This window comes from Anoxybacillus thermarum (assembly GCF_000836725.1).
Lineage (GTDB): Bacteria > Bacillota > Bacilli > Bacillales > Anoxybacillaceae > Anoxybacillus > Anoxybacillus thermarum.
This window is the reverse complement of record NZ_JXTH01000062.1, coordinates 1-14,883: the sequence shown is the minus strand read 5'-3', so window position 1 is coordinate 14,883 and position 14,883 is coordinate 1. Positions and strand designations below refer to the sequence as shown.

Annotated in this window: 12 protein-coding genes and 3 pseudogenes; 13 read left to right on the top strand and 2 right to left on the bottom strand. The window is 42.3% G+C overall.

Going from position 1 to position 14,883, the window contains the following annotated elements; all coding sequences use genetic code 11:
• Positions 1-145, top strand: a pseudogene (locus LH47_RS15440) (UPF0236 family protein); the annotation flags it as partial.
• A gap of 251 nt (positions 146-396) precedes the next feature.
• Complete coding sequence (locus tag LH47_RS12225; protein ID WP_043967912.1) at positions 397-1,506, top strand: RNA-guided endonuclease InsQ/TnpB family protein; 1,110 nt, start codon at positions 397-399, stop codon at positions 1,504-1,506.
• Positions 1,507-1,727: 221 nt separating this feature from the next.
• On the opposite strand, the gene LH47_RS12220 is transcribed toward LH47_RS12225, so the two are convergent.
• A complete protein-coding gene (locus tag LH47_RS12220) occupies positions 1,728-2,288 on the bottom strand; it encodes a Uma2 family endonuclease (protein ID WP_043967910.1) in 561 nt (186 codons plus the stop codon).
• Positions 2,289-2,412: 124 nt separating this feature from the next.
• On the opposite strand from LH47_RS12220, the gene LH47_RS12215 reads away from it, so the two are divergent.
• The 11 genes and pseudogenes from LH47_RS12215 to LH47_RS12165 form a co-directional block, all read left to right on the top strand.
• Positions 2,413-2,859 carry a MarR family winged helix-turn-helix transcriptional regulator gene (locus tag LH47_RS12215; RefSeq protein WP_043967909.1) on the top strand — a complete coding sequence of 149 codons (447 nt, stop codon included), beginning with the start codon at positions 2,413-2,415 and terminating at the stop codon, positions 2,857-2,859.
• Entirely contained in the window at positions 2,856-5,978 is a 3,123-nt protein-coding gene (locus LH47_RS12210; protein ID WP_043967907.1) for an MMPL/RND family transporter, read from the top strand. Before LH47_RS12215 ends, LH47_RS12210 begins: the two co-directional genes overlap by 4 nt.
• A 74-nt stretch (positions 5,979-6,052) precedes the next feature.
• Positions 6,053-6,274: a hypothetical protein gene (locus LH47_RS12205; protein ID WP_235341139.1), complete on the top strand. Its 222-nt coding sequence runs from the start codon at positions 6,053-6,055 to the stop codon at positions 6,272-6,274.
• Positions 6,261-6,815 (top strand): DUF6036 family nucleotidyltransferase, encoded by a 555-nt coding sequence (locus LH47_RS12200; RefSeq protein WP_006320231.1) that lies wholly within the window; start codon positions 6,261-6,263, stop codon positions 6,813-6,815. Before LH47_RS12205 ends, LH47_RS12200 begins: the two co-directional genes overlap by 14 nt.
• 177 nt (positions 6,816-6,992) lie before the next feature.
• Positions 6,993-8,111, top strand: coding sequence for an RNA-guided endonuclease InsQ/TnpB family protein (locus tag LH47_RS12195; RefSeq protein ID WP_043967899.1), 1,119 nt, complete (start codon positions 6,993-6,995; stop codon positions 8,109-8,111).
• 205 nt (positions 8,112-8,316) lie between these two features.
• On the top strand, positions 8,317-8,592 hold the full coding sequence (gene zapA / locus LH47_RS12190; protein WP_035019939.1) for a cell division protein ZapA: 276 nt from the start codon (positions 8,317-8,319) through the stop codon (positions 8,590-8,592).
• Positions 8,585-9,124: a CvpA family protein gene (locus LH47_RS12185; protein WP_035019940.1), complete on the top strand. Its 540-nt coding sequence runs from the start codon at positions 8,585-8,587 to the stop codon at positions 9,122-9,124. The genes zapA and LH47_RS12185 overlap by 8 nt, the downstream gene beginning before the upstream one ends.
• 49 nt (positions 9,125-9,173) lie before the next feature.
• Positions 9,174-10,883: a DNA polymerase/3'-5' exonuclease PolX gene (gene polX, locus LH47_RS12180; RefSeq protein ID WP_043967894.1), complete on the top strand. Its 1,710-nt coding sequence runs from the start codon at positions 9,174-9,176 to the stop codon at positions 10,881-10,883.
• Between the two features lie 19 nt (positions 10,884-10,902).
• Positions 10,903-13,248, top strand: a complete 2,346-nt coding sequence (locus LH47_RS12175; protein WP_043967892.1) for an endonuclease MutS2 — start codon at positions 10,903-10,905, stop codon at positions 13,246-13,248.
• A gap of 11 nt (positions 13,249-13,259) precedes the next feature.
• Positions 13,260-13,667, top strand: a complete 408-nt coding sequence (locus tag LH47_RS12170; protein WP_043967890.1) for a DUF350 domain-containing protein — start codon at positions 13,260-13,262, stop codon at positions 13,665-13,667.
• A gap of 191 nt (positions 13,668-13,858) precedes the next feature.
• Positions 13,859-14,587 (top strand): annotated as a pseudogene (locus LH47_RS12165) (AMP-binding protein); the annotation flags it as partial.
• Between the two features lie 151 nt (positions 14,588-14,738).
• On the opposite strand, the pseudogene LH47_RS15435 reads toward LH47_RS12165, so the two are convergent.
• Positions 14,739-14,883, bottom strand: a pseudogene (locus tag LH47_RS15435) (UPF0236 family protein); the annotation flags it as partial.

The window sequence follows — 14,883 nt, the reverse complement described above, 5'->3', positions numbered from 1 at the left end:
GTCCAAGCGGGTTGAACAGGCCAAACGGAAGGCAGGACGGTTGTGGGCAGATGTGGTGCGTCAGAATCTACCGTGTCTGCAGCGGTCATCCGGGACGCCGATCCATCAAGCGTTGTCGGCGCTTCGGGATTTTGGTTGGGTGTAAAAAAATGGAATACAATATCATCACTTCAAGATGAGGGATGAGAGTCCAAAAGCGCTTACGATATCAATTCCTGAAAATGGTTCGCTAACTAGTGATTGACAACACCCGTAGTGAACCGAAAAAATGTTCTCCACAAAGTCTTGACTGACTCTAGGTATAGCCTAAAATTGTCTCTTTTTTGTGTGTTATGATATAATCAGTTTTAGAAAAAATATATCAAAAATCAAGGTATGAAGTGATGTGGTGTCGATATGGCAAACAAAGCCTATCAGTTCCGTCTATACCCAACAAAAGAACAAGAACAACGGCTCGCCAAAACCTTCGGCTGTGTCCGTTTCGTGTATAACAAAATGCTTGAAGAGCGCATACAAATGTTTGAAAAGTCCAAGGACGATCAAGAATCCTTGAAACAGCAAACATTTCCGACCCCTGCCAAGTACAAAAAGGAGTTTCCTTGGCTAAAAGAAGTGGACAGTCTTGCGCTGGCAAATGCTCAACTAAATTTGCAGAAAGCGTTTCAACACTTCTTTTCTGGCCGTGCTGGATTTCCCAAGTTCAAAAACCGCAAGGCGAAACAGTCGTACACCACAAATGTGGTAAATGGCAACATCAAGCTCTCAGATGGCTATATCAAGCTGCCCAAACTGAAATGGATCAAGCTCAAGCAACATCGGGAAATTCCTGCCCACCATATCATCAAGTCTTGTACGATCACGAAAACCAAAACAGGAAAATACTATATTTCTATTCTCACAGAGTACGAACATCAACCTGCCCTAAAAGAAGTACAAACGGTTGTTGGGCTTGACTTTTCCATGAGTACGCTATATGTCGATAGCGAGGGTAAGAGAGCCAATTATCCTCGATTCTATCGCAAAGCATTGGAAAAATTAGCGAAAGAACAGCGTAAATTGTCTCGTAAAAAGAAAGGCTCGAATCGTTGGCACAAACAGCGTCTGAAAGTAGCGAAGCTGCATGGGAAAATTGCCAACCAGCGCAAGGACTTTCTGCATAAGGAGTCGCACAAATTAGCGAAACGGTATGATTGCGTGGTCATCGAAGACCTCAACATGAAAGGGATGTCACAAGCCCTCCATTTCGGTCAAGGCGTTCATGACAACGGCTGGGGCATGTTCACCACTTTCCTTCAGTACAAGCTGGCCGAACAGGGGAAGAAGCTGATCAAAATCGACAAATGGTTCCCCTCGTCCAAAACGTGTTCGTGCTGCGGTCGAGTCAAGGAGTCTTTATCGCTTTCTGAACGGACATTCCGCTGTGAATGTGGATTCGAGAGCGACAGGGACGTCAATGCGGCCATCAATATCAAACATGAGGGCATGAAACGATTGGCGATCGTCTAATTTGTCCTCGAACCGTGGGGCACACGGGGATCGCTCGGTCAACTTCCCATCATGAGATGGGATTACCCGAGAAGCCCCCCACCTCTAAGCGAAGCGTAGGTGGTGGGAGTATGTCACTGCGCTGACATGGTGGATGTTCCAAAAACGCGACGTCGCGGCTTAAACGATAAAAAGAAAAAGGCTGCCCAATTAGCTTGTGACTCGGCTATTGGCTGCCTTTTTTATTGAAAAAATAATCGCTTCGCTTCGAGAGAAAAATCCGTAAATAGGAAAGATGTAATCGTGTCATTTTCTCCAAATGCTTCTCTTTTTTTAAAAAAACCATCCTCTAATCCAAATACTTCAACTGTTCTATACAAAGGATCAACAATCCAATATTCTTGCACGTTAAACTGCTCGTATAGCTTAAATTTTTCATTTCGGTCTTTTAAAGCTGTAGATGGAGAAAGAACTTCGACAATAAGTGTTGGTGCGCCTAAACAGCCGTTTGGTGTTAAATTGTTTCGATTGCAAATGACGGAAATATCTGGTTGTACGACATGTTTTGCATGCGTGTAGTCATCGCTGTCAGAGAGACAAACATCAAACGGAGCAATGGCAACGTAGCAATTTTTATTTTGAAAATGCGAACGAAACGCAAACGATAGTTCCATGACAGTAAATTGATGCTCCCATGTTGGTGAAGGACTCATGTTGTAAGCTTTCCCGTCAATGAGCTCCCAACGCCCGTCCCATTGAATATAATCGGCATACGTATACAGTTTGGATGATTCTGGCTTCATCGCGTATCCCTCACTTTTTTCACCATTATATCACACCTCACTTTATCATTGACCATTCCGTGTTTTATCGTTATATTATTAAATAGTTAAACAATTGAACTATTTCGATAGGAGGCATTGACCGATGGAGCGAAGCATACAACAATTTATTGAGCGTTATTTATCCGTTTCGTTTCTTGTTCATAAACGAGGGGCTGCGTTGATGAAATGTGAATTGGATGATATTACGCACGATCAATATTATGTATTGCGCTACATACATAAGCGTGGGATGTGTACATCGACGGAATTGGCGGACGTGTTTGCGGTAAATAAAAGTGCGATTACGGCGATGACAAACCGTCTTGTTGAAAAAGGAATGATTGCACGTGGCAAAGATGAAGATGATCGTCGTATTATTGCTCTTTCACTCACAGAAAAAGGTGAACAATGGCTCGTTGAAACAGAACGAAAAGTATATGAACTTGTTGAAACAATTATGACAAAGCTTTCACATGAAGAAATTGAACAGTTTATTCAAACGTATGAGAAGCTAGCAATGATTTTACAAGAAATGGAGGAGAAAAAATGAAAACGATTATTCGCGGAAAATGGGTCGTTTTACTCGCGTGGGTTGTCGCCGCTGTCGTGCTCGTTATGACTGCTCCGAATATGGCACAACTTGTGCGTGAAAAAGGGCAAATTACCGTCCCAGACGGCTATTCGTCTTCGCTTGCTAGCGAGTTATTAAAAGAAGTACAAAAGCAAGAAAATAAGGAAGGGGAAATGAGCGCCGTCCTCGTCTTCCATCGCAAAGAAAGATTGCAAGAAAAGGATTGGAACGAAATTGAGAAGGCTATTGAACAACTGCAAGCGAAAAAAGAATCGCTCGGTTTAATACAAATTGTGTCACCGCTTGATGACGGACAGTTAAAAGAAAAACTGGTGTCAAAAGACGAGACAACAGCGCTTGTTTCCCTTCAATTAGAACGAAACAAACGCACTGCAAAAGAAATAACCACAGCGCTTTATGATGTGATCGAGCATATTGATGTACCGCACTATTACACAGGTAGTTGGATGATTGATGAAGATGTCATTCAAAGTTCACAAGAAGGGTTGAAAAAAACGGAAGGTATTACCGTCATTTTTATTTTAGTCGTTTTATTTCTTGTGTTCCGTTCGCTCGTCGCTCCGTTTGTGCCGTTGTTAACGGTCGGATTGACGTATATCGTGTCGCAAGCGATTGTTGCTTTTCTTGTTGATCGTGTTGATTTTCCACTTTCTACGTTTACACAAACGTTTTTAGTTGCCGTTTTATTCGGAATTGGCACAGACTATTGCATTTTATTGCTTAGTCGCTTTAAAGAAGAGTTAGCGAAGCGGGAAGATCGAACTGAAGCGATTATCGCGACGTATAAAACAGCAGGAAAAACGGTTATTTTCAGCGGATTAGCGGTCATGATCGGATTTGCGTCCATCGGCTTATCGACGTTTAAATTGTATCAGTCCGCCTCCGCCGTTGCGGTTGGTGTCGTTGTGTTACTTGTTGCCCTTGTTACGCTTGTGCCGTTTTTTATGGCTACACTTGGTGAAAAGCTGTTTTGGCCGATGAAAGGGGCGCTTGAACATAAACCGAGTAAATTATGGGATGTGGCAGGGCGTTTTTCTTTCGCTCGTCCGCTATGGGCGCTTGCGATTGTCGCGATCATTACCTTGCCGATTTTATTGACGTACGACGGCAAGCTTTCTTTTAATTCGATGGAGGAAATAGGGGATCGTTACGCGTCTGTTAAAGCATTTAACATCATTTCAGCCCACTTTAGTGAAGGGGAAGCGATGCCGACGAAAATCGTCATGAAAAATGATGAAGCGATGGATGATGAACAATATTACTACTTGATTGAAAAAATTAGTCGCGAAGTAGCAAATATTGATGGCGTGGAAGCTGTTCGTTCAGTAACTCGCCCGCTCGGAGAGCCGATTGATCAATTGTTTGTGACAAAACAAGCGGAACAGTTAAAAGATGGACTTGGAAAAGGAGCGGACGGCATCGGGCAAATTCGTTCCGGTTTAAGTGAAGCGAGCAGCGAAATGGCAAAGTCAGCTCCAAAGTTAGCTCAGGCGACAGGTGGTATTCGCGAGCTCGTCAACGGAACGTCAAAATTGAAAACGGGAATGACTGATTTACAACAAGCATTGAAGCAGCTCGAAGATGGGGTGCGAAGCGGAGCGATCGGAGCTGCTGATCTTGAAAAAGGGTTACAGACGATACAAGCGAATATGAAAAAGCTGCATGATGGAGCGGATGAATTGCGAAAAGGATATGAGCAAGCAACCGGTGGACTGCGTCAATTAAGTGAACGATATGAACAAATTGAAAGTGGATTGCAAGCCATTTCTGAACAGTTGCCGCTTCTTTCTCAGTCGTTGAATCGTATTGAAGAGCGTCATGCGGGCTTGCGTGAAGATGCGGAGTATGCACATGTAAAGCAAGCTGTTCAACAGATGAGCGCACAAATAAATACGTTATCTGATGCGTTTATTCAAGTGAACGACGCGTTACAAAATGTTCAACGCGGCTTACAGCAAGCAAACGAATCGTTTGCGACAGTAGCGAATGGACAGCGGGCGCTTATTACGGGAATGGATCAACTGATCGATGGACTTGGGAAACTTCGTCACGGATTAGAGCAAGCAGCGGATGGTCAAGGGCAAATCGTTCAACGATTGCCAGAAGTGACAAATGGGCTAGCGAAAGTAAACGACGGACAACAGCAATTGCTTACAGGTTTTTCGCAACTCAATGGTCAAATGGATCAACTCATTTCAGGACTAAATCAAAGCGTCGATGGATTGCGACAAGTGGAAAATGGATTACAGTCCGCAAAACAGTACGTTTCTGACTTAGCGAATGCGCCAGACGAAGAAATGGCAGGATGGTATATGCCGCCACAATTGTTGACGAGCGAGGAATTTGCGCAAGCGAAGGAAGCATATATGTCGAAAGACGGAAAAGTCGTGACGTTCGATGTTGTCTTTTCATCCAACCCGTATGAAACAACAACGATGAAAAAAATCGCAGAAGTGAAAGAAGCGATTGGTCGGGCGGTGAATGGCACAAAACTTGAGCATGCGAAAGTAGGCGTTGGTGGCGTAACAAGCATATATTCGGATTTAAATGACATTTCTGCTGCCGATTATGCTCGAACATCGGTATTTATGCTTGCAGGAATTGCGATCATTTTAATCGTTCTTCTTCGTTCGTTCATTATGCCTGCGTACTTAATGTTATCGCTTATTTTAACGTATTATACGTCGATGGCATTTACTGAACTTGTGTTTGTGAATATGCTTGGATACGAAGGAATAAACTGGGCTGTTCCGTTTTTTGCGTTCGTCATTTTAATGGCACTTGGCATTGACTATAGCATTTTTTTAATGGATCGCTTTAATGAATATCGCGGCAAAAATGTTCAAGAAGCGATGCTTGAAGCGATGCGTCATATGGGAACAGTCATCATTTCTGCTGCCATCATTTTAGGAGGAACGTTTGCGGCGATGTATCCATCGGGTGTGCTATCACTCTTGCAAATTGCGACGATTATTTTAACAGGTCTTTTCTTATATGCGCTTGTCGTTTTGCCATTATTCATTCCGGTGATGGTGAAAACGTTTGGACGGGCGAATTGGTGGCCATTTATGAAGTAAGAGCGGGTGTCGATGCCCGCTCTTTTGTGATATAATGTGAAAAATAGTTGTTGGAGTGAAACGAAGTGAGAAAAATGAATATGTCTGAACTAAACGATTGGATTTTTTCACGCAAAGGAAATGTGGAACGAGATATATTAAAAGGTGGAAGAGAGCAACATGTACGTTTACGTCCACGCGACAAAGAAGAAATGCGTATATTAGATGAATTATGCATCAAAAGATGGAAAAAAGCTGAACAAGAAGGAAAAATTCGATATTTGAATGAACGAGTGTGGTATTATGAATTCGATTAAAGAAGCGAGAGAAAAACTTCAGTCGCTTCAAACGAAAACATCGTTTGAAAAAATGGTTCAAGTGACAGCCATTTTAACGAAGCTGTTGGAGCCACATCGCATACGTCCGATTATTGTTGGCGGGCTTGCGGTTGAAATATATACGCGTGGAGATTACACGACCGTAGACATCGACTTAATTGTTAGTGATCGTGAAAAAGCGGGACAATTGCTTCACCAACTTGGTTTCACTCTGTCAGGAAGACATTGGTATCACGATGAATTGTTTGTTAGTGTGGAAATTCCAAACGATGTACTAGAAGATGCTGATGATGATAAAGTAATTGAGTTGAAGTTAGAAGATGGGTTGCATGTATATGTCATCGGAATTGAAGACATTGTATTAGATCGCCTGCGTGCATGTGTCCATTGGAAATCGAAATCCGATTGCGAATGGGCAAAAAGAATGGTTCTTCTTCATAAAGAGCGGCTGGATTGGGCATATATGAAACAAGTAGCGAAAAAAGACGGAACGAGCGAACAACTGGAGCAATGGTTTTAGATGAGAGCGGGTGTCGATGCCCGCTCTTCTTTTCGTATATCTTTTCATCGTCTTTGGCGAGGAGACCCCCACTTCAACGACCAAAGAGAGTAAGTGGGGGAGAAATCGCTTTTTTGTATGTTTTTGTATCACTAAAAAATATGATATAATATATTTAGTGAAAGAGAGGTGAGACAAATGGACATGACGTTAACAGCCAAAATCAAAATTTACCCAACAGCGGAACAAGCAGAAGTATTGAAAGCCACCCTTTCCGCTTATCGACAAGCGTGCAACGCTGTGTCTGTTGTGATTTTTGACACAAAAGTGCTTGCACAAGCCAAGTTGCACGACATGACCTATCGTCTACTTCGATCAAACTACGCTTTGCGTTCGCAAATGGCGCAATCTGTGATTAAAACGGTGATCGCTAGATACCGTTCCCTAAAAAGCAATGGTCATGAATGGACATTGGTTCGCTTTAAAAAACCTGAATATGATCTCGTTTGGAATCGAGATTACTCCATTGTTCAAGGGTTATTTTCTGTCAATACACTAGAAGGGCGGATCAAAGTGCCATTCGAACCAAAAGGTATGGAACAATATTTTGATGGCTCATGGATGTTTGGCACAGCCAAACTCGTCTATAAGCACAACAAATTCTTTTTGCACATCCCCATGACCAAAACGATTCCAACCGTAGATGAACACAACATTCGCCAAGTGGTCGGTGTCGATGTAGGGGTTAACTTTCTTGCAGTAGCTTATGATTCGCAAGGGAAAACCACCTTTTTTAACGGACGAAAAATCAAGCATATGCGTGCGAAGTACAAACGAATGCGAAAAAACCTCCAGCAAAAAGGGACGGCTTCTGCGCGTCGGAAGTTGAAAACAATCGGACAACGAGAAAACCGTTGGATGACGGATGTGAACCATGCTGTCACGAAGGCACTCGTTCGTCAATATGGAGAACGTACCCTTTTTGTATTAGAAGATTTAACAGGCATTCGTGAAAAAACAGAACGTGTACGTATCCATGACCGATATGAAACTGTATCGTGGGCGTTCTATCAGTTCCGTCAAATGTTAGAGTATAAGGCACGTTTGCATGGGTCAAAAGTGATTGTGGTTGCTCCGCATTACACCTCTTTGACATGTCCGAAGTGTGGTCATACGGAAAAAGCCAATCGAAAGAAACGTACACACACGTTTTGTTGTCGAACATGCGGATATACCTCAAACGATGACCGCATTGGTGCCATGAATCTTCAACGAAAAGGAATCGAGTACATCGTTGAAGAAACAACAAAAGCATGACTTTTGTTGTTGGGCAGTTGTCAACCTGCCCTGATGCAACCCCAAGTGAAGGAAGGAGGATAACATCCGCTTGTACTTCTGGGGAGTTGCAAGCCTCCACTTCAAGCGTTAGCTAAGTGGGGGTAGTTGACGTATCTACAAATCATGTTAAGATAAAAGGTGGAATTTTGCCGAAACGGGAGATCGGATGAATGGGGGAAATAATTTGGCGGAGCAGAAAAAAACGCGTATTACGGTAGATATATACGGACAACAATATTCGATCGTCGGAACGGAAAGCTCCAGTCATATTCGGCTTGTTGCTTCCATTGTCGATGACAAAATGCGTGAAATTAGTGCCAAAAATCCGACGCTTGATACGAGTAAACTCGCTGTATTAACGGCTGTAAATATCGTTCATGAATATATTGAACTAAAAGATGAATACGAACGCCTTTTGCGAAAAATGAATAAAGAAAAGGATGATGACAGCGGTGATTGATTTGGTTATTTGTTTCATCCTTCTCATGGGACTGATGATTGGATTGAAACGAGGATTTATTTTGCAATTTATTCATATGACCGGTTTTTTGATCGCGTTTATTGTTGCATATAACTATTATGATCAACTAGCACCAAGACTAAAATTATGGGTGCCATATCCGAGTTTTGGCGATGGGGAAACGATAAAATTGCTCATTGAAAGCACAAATTTAGATGAAGCGTACTATCGTGCGATTGCGTTTGCTGTTTTATTTTTCGCTGCGAAAATTGTGATGCAAGTGATCGGCTCAATGCTAGACTTCGTCGCACAGTTACCCATTTTAAAAAGCGTAAACCGTTGGGCAGGTGGAGCGCTTGGTTTTATAGAAGTGTATTTGCTTTTATTTTTACTTTTATATGTGAGTGCACTTGTTCCTATGTCTATCATTCAACAGCCACTTCACGACTCATTCATCGCTAGTTTGATTGTTAAACACACACCCGTTTTATCAAATTTTGTAAAACATATGCTCGTGCAATATATGGCGTAAAAACTTCTCCGTCCGAGAGAAGTTTTTTCGTCGAAAGGAAGGGAATGGGATGGAAAAAAATAAAAAAGAGGCGATTCGCCTGCTTGAAACGATCGCTTTATATATGGAAATCAAAGGGGAAAATCCGTTTAAAGTATCCGCTTTTCGTAAAGCAGCTTCAGCGTTAGAGCGAGATGAACGTGCCTTAACAGATATTGATGATTTTACGTCCATTGCAGGAATCGGAAAAGGAACAGCTGCCGTTTTGCGACAATGGTTGCAGACGGGAACGAGCGATGTATTGGAACAGCTAAAACAAGAAATTCCTAAAGGATTGTTTCCACTTTTAAAATTGCCCGGACTTGGAGGGAAAAAAATCGCAAAACTGTATCATGAACTAGGTGTAACTGATGTGGAAACATTAAAAGAAGCGTGCTTAGCTCAACGTGTAAGACAATTAAGTGGCTTTGGTGCAAAGACAGAAGAAAACATTTTAACTGCGCTTGCCAATATGAATGCGCGCCCTGAACGGTTGCCAATTGCGTTTATGTTAGAAGTCGCTTTAGACATTGAACGGCAACTTGCAAATATAGATGATATCGTACGGTTTTCGCGAGCAGGCAGTTTGCGTCGGGTGTGCGAGACAGTAAAAGATTTGGATTTCATTATCGCAACAAACAATCCTTTGTATGTTCGGGAGCAGTTGTTGCAACTTGAACATATTTATGACGTTGTCGCAAACGGAGAAACGAAAGTATCATTGCAATTGCAATACGATTATGTTGTCAATGTCGATTTTCGTCTCGTTTCCCCTGAACATTTTGCCACAACGCTCCATCATTTTACCGGTTCAAAAGAACATAACGTGCGCATGCGTCAGCTCGCAAAAGAACGCGGTGAAAAAATTAGTGAATACGGTGTAGAAAACATTCAGACAGGCGAAGTGAAAACGTTCGCGACAGAAGAGCAATTTTTTGCTCATTTTCATTTGCCGTTCATCCCGCCAGAAATGCGTGAAAGTGGAATAGAAGTCGATGCATATGACGGCACGCCGCTCCTTTCTTTATCTGATATACGCGGCGATTTACATATGCATACGACGTGGAGCGACGGGGCGTTTTCAATTGAGCAAATGGTAGAAGCATGTCGCCAGAAAGGGTATCGGTATATTGCGATTACCGATCATTCACAGTTTTTAAAAGTAGCCAATGGACTAACGGTTGAACGGTTAAAACGGCAGCAAGAAGAAATTGCCCGCCTAAACGAAAAATACGACGATTTTTTTATTTTATCTGGCATTGAGATGGATATTTTACCAGATGGAACGTTAGATTTTCCAGATGATGTATTACAAACGGTCGATTTTGTCATTGCGTCGATTCATTCTGCTTTTTCACAACCAGAAGAAGCGATTATGAAACGTCTAAAAGAAGCACTTATGAATCCATACGTTCATATGATCGCTCATCCGACAGGAAGATTAATTGGGGAGCGAAGCGGATACGCTGTAAATATAGACGAATTGTTGCAGCTTGCGAAAGAAACAAATACGGTGCTAGAGCTAAATGCCAACCCACATCGTCTCGATTTAACGTACACTTATTTACAAAAAGCACAGCAGCTTGGTGTGAAAATAGCGATTAATACAGACGCACACAACGTTCGTATGCTTGATGATATGGAGCTTGGAGTGGCGTTTGCTCGAAAAGGTTGGATTCGAAAAGAAACGGTCATCAATACATGGGATATCGAACAACTTATCTCTTTTTTGCGAAAATAAACAGCTGGAGGGTTACTTAGTGCACGCAAAAACATTACACATTCTTGAGTTTGATAAAGTGAAAGCACAGCTTGCGGAATATGTATCTTCCTCGTTAGGAAAAGAAAAAGTCGTAGCGCTTATGCCATCATCACATGTAGAAGAAGTGGTGCGCTGGCAAGAAGAAACGGACGAAGCAGCAACGGTTCTTCGCTTACGTGGTCACGTCCCACTTGGTGGTATATTTGACGTACGGATGCAAACGAAACGTGCAAGCATCGGAGGAACGCTCAGTCCACATGAACTGCTTGATATCGCAAGTACGATGCGAGCAGCAAGACAACTGAAAAAATTTTTAGAAGCGACAGAGGCAGATCTTCCGCACATGATCGCATATGCGGCGCAAATCGTTCCTTTGCCTGAACTTGAACAACGTATATATCATTGTATTGATGAAAGCGGAGATGTGCTTGATGGAGCGAGCGATCGGCTTCGTTCGCTCCGCCATCAGCTGCGCACGATTGAAGGACGAGTGCGCGATAAGTTAGAGAGTATTATTCGTTCATCATCAGCGCAAAAAACATTGTCAGATGCAATCATTACGATTCGTAACGATCGGTACGTCATCCCAGTGAAACAGGAATATCGCCATACGTATGGTGGCATTGTACACGATCAGTCTTCATCTGGGGCTACGTTATTTATCGAGCCACAATCGGTAGTGGAATTGAACAACGAACTGCAGCAATTGCGTGTGAAAGAAAAACAAGAAATTGAACGTATTTTAAGCGAATTATCTGCCTCCGTGGGTGAGCAGGCGACAACAATTATTGAGAACGTCGAGTTGCTTGCTCAGCTTGACTTTTTGTTTGCAAAGGCGAAATACGCAAAAGCGATCAAAGCAACAAAACCAGCTATCAATGAACGTGGATATATCCGTCTCATACAAGCACGTCATCCGCTTATTCCATCGGACGAAGTCGTTCCAAACGATATTGAACTAGGGAGCAACTATACGACGATGGTAATTACGGGGCCGAATACAGGGGGAAAAACAGTCACGTTAAAGACAATCGGCTTGTTCACCGTTATGGCGCAAGCAGGATTGCAAGTACCGGCGTTAGATGGATCACAATTAGCTGTATTTCGCGCGGTGTATGCTGACATTGGCGATGAACAGTCAATTGAACAAAGTTTAAGTACGTTCTCGTCTCATATGGTAAATATTGTTGACATTTTAAAACAAGTGGACGAGCATAGCCTTGTTTTATTTGATGAGCTTGGAGCAGGAACGGATCCACAAGAAGGTGCAGCATTAGCTATTGCTATTTTAGATGAAGTGCATAACCGCGGGGCGCGGGTGGTCGCGACGACGCATTATCCTGAATTAAAAGCATATGGCTATAACCGACAAGGTGTCATGAATGCAAGTGTCGAATTTGACATCGAAACGTTAAGTCCAACGTATAAACTATTGATCGGTATTCCGGGGCGAAGCAATGCGCTTGATATTTCTCGTCGCCTCGGCTTAGACGAACATATTATTGCACGTGCTCGTACGTATATTAGTGCTGAAAGCAATGAAGTCGAAAATATGATTGCTTCATTAGAACAAAGTAAAAAGCGCGCGGAAGAAGAATGGGAGCAAGCCGAAAAACTTCGCGAAGAAGCAGAGCAGCTACGAAATGAATTACAACAGCAGTGGAACGAATTAAGTGAACAGCGCGAGCGGTTGTTAGAAAAAGCAAAAGAGGAAGCAGAACTCATTGTTAAAAAAGCGATGAAAACTGCCGAAGAAGTGATTCAAAACCTTCGTGAAATGCAAAAACAACAGGCCGCTGCTATGAAAGAACATGAGCTGATTGCCGCGCGGAAAAAGTTAGAAGAAGCGATTCCGCAAATCGATACAAAAAAGAAAAAACAAGCGCAAAAAGCAAAGCAATCCTTACACCCAGGCGATGAAGTGAAAGTCATTCATCTCAATCAAAAAGGGCAGTTGATTGAGAAAGTATCCGATAAAGAGTGGCTTGTGCAAATTGGGATTTTAAAAATGAAAGTGGATGAAGAAAATTTGCAGTATGTAAGTAGCCCAGCACCGATTGAAACAAAGCCTATTGCGACTGTAAAAGGCCGCGACTATCACGTTCCGCTAGAATTAGATTTGCGTGGTGAGCGATATGAAGATGCGTTGCTTCGCGTCGAAAAATATATTGACGATGCGGTGTTGGCAGGATATCCGCGCGTGTCTATCATTCATGGAAAAGGAACAGGGGCTCTTCGAAAAGGCGTGCAACAATATTTACAAAATCATCGCTCGGTAAAAAGCATTCGATTTGGTGAGGCGACTGAAGGGGGAACAGGCGTCACCATTGTCGAATTACAATAACGGGAGGAACTATGAACGCGTTCTGGGAAAATGAAACGATTCATATTGCTGCTAATTTTAGTGTCGTCATTTTATGTTTAGTTTTATTTTTAGCTATTTTTGAACTTGTGACAAAATACAAAAACTGGGAAGAGATTAAAAAAGGAAACATGGCGGTAGCGATGGCGACAGGAGGGAAAATATTTGGGATTGCGAATATTTTCCGATACTCGATCGATCATCATGATTCACTGTTAACGATGATCGGTTGGGGCGTTTACGGATTTGGTTTGTTGTTAATCGGTTATTTTATTTATGAATTTTTAACGCCAAAGTTCAACATTGACGACGAAATTGCCAACGATAATCGTGCGGTAGGATTTATTTCTATGGTTATTTCTATCGGCTTGTCATTTGTCATCGGAGCAAGTATAAGGTGAGAGGAGAAACAGATGGAAACGTTAGCGAAAGTATTGCTCGTATTGTGCGGTGTATTTTTGCTTATTGGTGTCATATATCTCACGTTTTTTGCATAAAAGGGTGTCAGCAGGCACCTTTTTTATTTTTTAATACAAAAATTTCAGAAAATATTATAAAATATAAATAATCTTATCGAAAAGGGGGAAACGAAATGGAGAAGCCATGGCTAGCGTTATATCCTCAGCAAGTTCCTCATTCAATTGATTATCCGCGCAAGCCGTTGCAACAATTTTTGCAAGAAGCAGCGGAGCAGTTCCCGCACAAAACTGCGATTCATTTTTTAGGAAAGGAGCTGACATATAAGGAAGTATATGAGCAAGCGCTGAAGTTAGCATCGTATTTACAACAGCTTGGTTTAGAAAAAGGCGATCGCGTATCGATTATGTTGCCGAATTGTCCACAAGCGGTCATTAGCTACTACGCTGTTTTATTTGCAGGTGGTATTGTCGTACAAACAAACCCATTGTATACTGAACGAGAGTTAGAATATCAGTTAAATGATAGCGGTGCGAAAGTCATTATCGGCCTTGATTTACTTTATCCAAGAATTACAAAAGTGAAAGCGCATACAAAAATTGAACATGTGATCATTACAAGTATAAAAGATTATTTACCGTTTCCGAAAAATGTGTTATATCCATTTGTACAAAAGAAACAAACAGGGATGATTGTACGCGTCAAACATGAAGGAGATTGCCACTTATTCACAAAAGCCTTATCGCTTGCGAGTGGGAAAGTGAAAGAGACGGATGTGGATCCGATAGAAGACGTTGCGCTTCTTCAATATACAGGCGGAACAACTGGATTTCCGAAAGCCGCAATGTTGACACATCATAATTTAACAGCCAATACGCTCATGTGCACGAAATGGATGTATAAAGAGTCAGTCAAGACTTTGTGGAGAACATTTTTTCGGTTCACTACGGGTGTTGTCAATCACTAGTTAGCGAACCATTTTCAGGAATTGATATCGTAAGCGCTTTTGGACTCTCATCCCTCATCTTGAAGTGATGATATTGTATTCCATTTTTTTACACCCAACCAAAATCCCGAAGCGCCGACAACGCTTGATGGATCGGCGTCCCGGATGACCGCTGCAGACACGGTAGATTCTGACGCACCACATCTGCCCACAACCGTCCTGCCTTCCGTTTGGCCTGTTCAACCCGCTTGGAC

Excerpts from the sequence above, each read along its gene's own strand:
- LH47_RS12225 (WP_043967912.1), top strand. The coding sequence starts at position 397 with ATGGCAAACAAAGCCTATCAGTTCCGTCTATACCCAACAAAAGAACAA.
- LH47_RS12220 (WP_043967910.1), bottom strand. The coding sequence starts at position 2,288 with ATGAAGCCAGAATCATCCAAACTGTATACGTATGCCGATTATATTCAA.
- LH47_RS12215 (WP_043967909.1), top strand. The coding sequence starts at position 2,413 with ATGGAGCGAAGCATACAACAATTTATTGAGCGTTATTTATCCGTTTCG.
- LH47_RS12210 (WP_043967907.1), top strand. The coding sequence starts at position 2,856 with ATGAAAACGATTATTCGCGGAAAATGGGTCGTTTTACTCGCGTGGGTT.
- LH47_RS12205 (WP_235341139.1), top strand. The coding sequence starts at position 6,053 with ATGAATATGTCTGAACTAAACGATTGGATTTTTTCACGCAAAGGAAAT.
- LH47_RS12200 (WP_006320231.1), top strand. The coding sequence starts at position 6,261 with ATGAATTCGATTAAAGAAGCGAGAGAAAAACTTCAGTCGCTTCAAACG.
- LH47_RS12195 (WP_043967899.1), top strand. The coding sequence starts at position 6,993 with ATGGACATGACGTTAACAGCCAAAATCAAAATTTACCCAACAGCGGAA.
- polX (WP_043967894.1), top strand. The coding sequence starts at position 9,174 with ATGGAAAAAAATAAAAAAGAGGCGATTCGCCTGCTTGAAACGATCGCT.
- LH47_RS12170 (WP_043967890.1), top strand. The coding sequence starts at position 13,260 with ATGAACGCGTTCTGGGAAAATGAAACGATTCATATTGCTGCTAATTTT.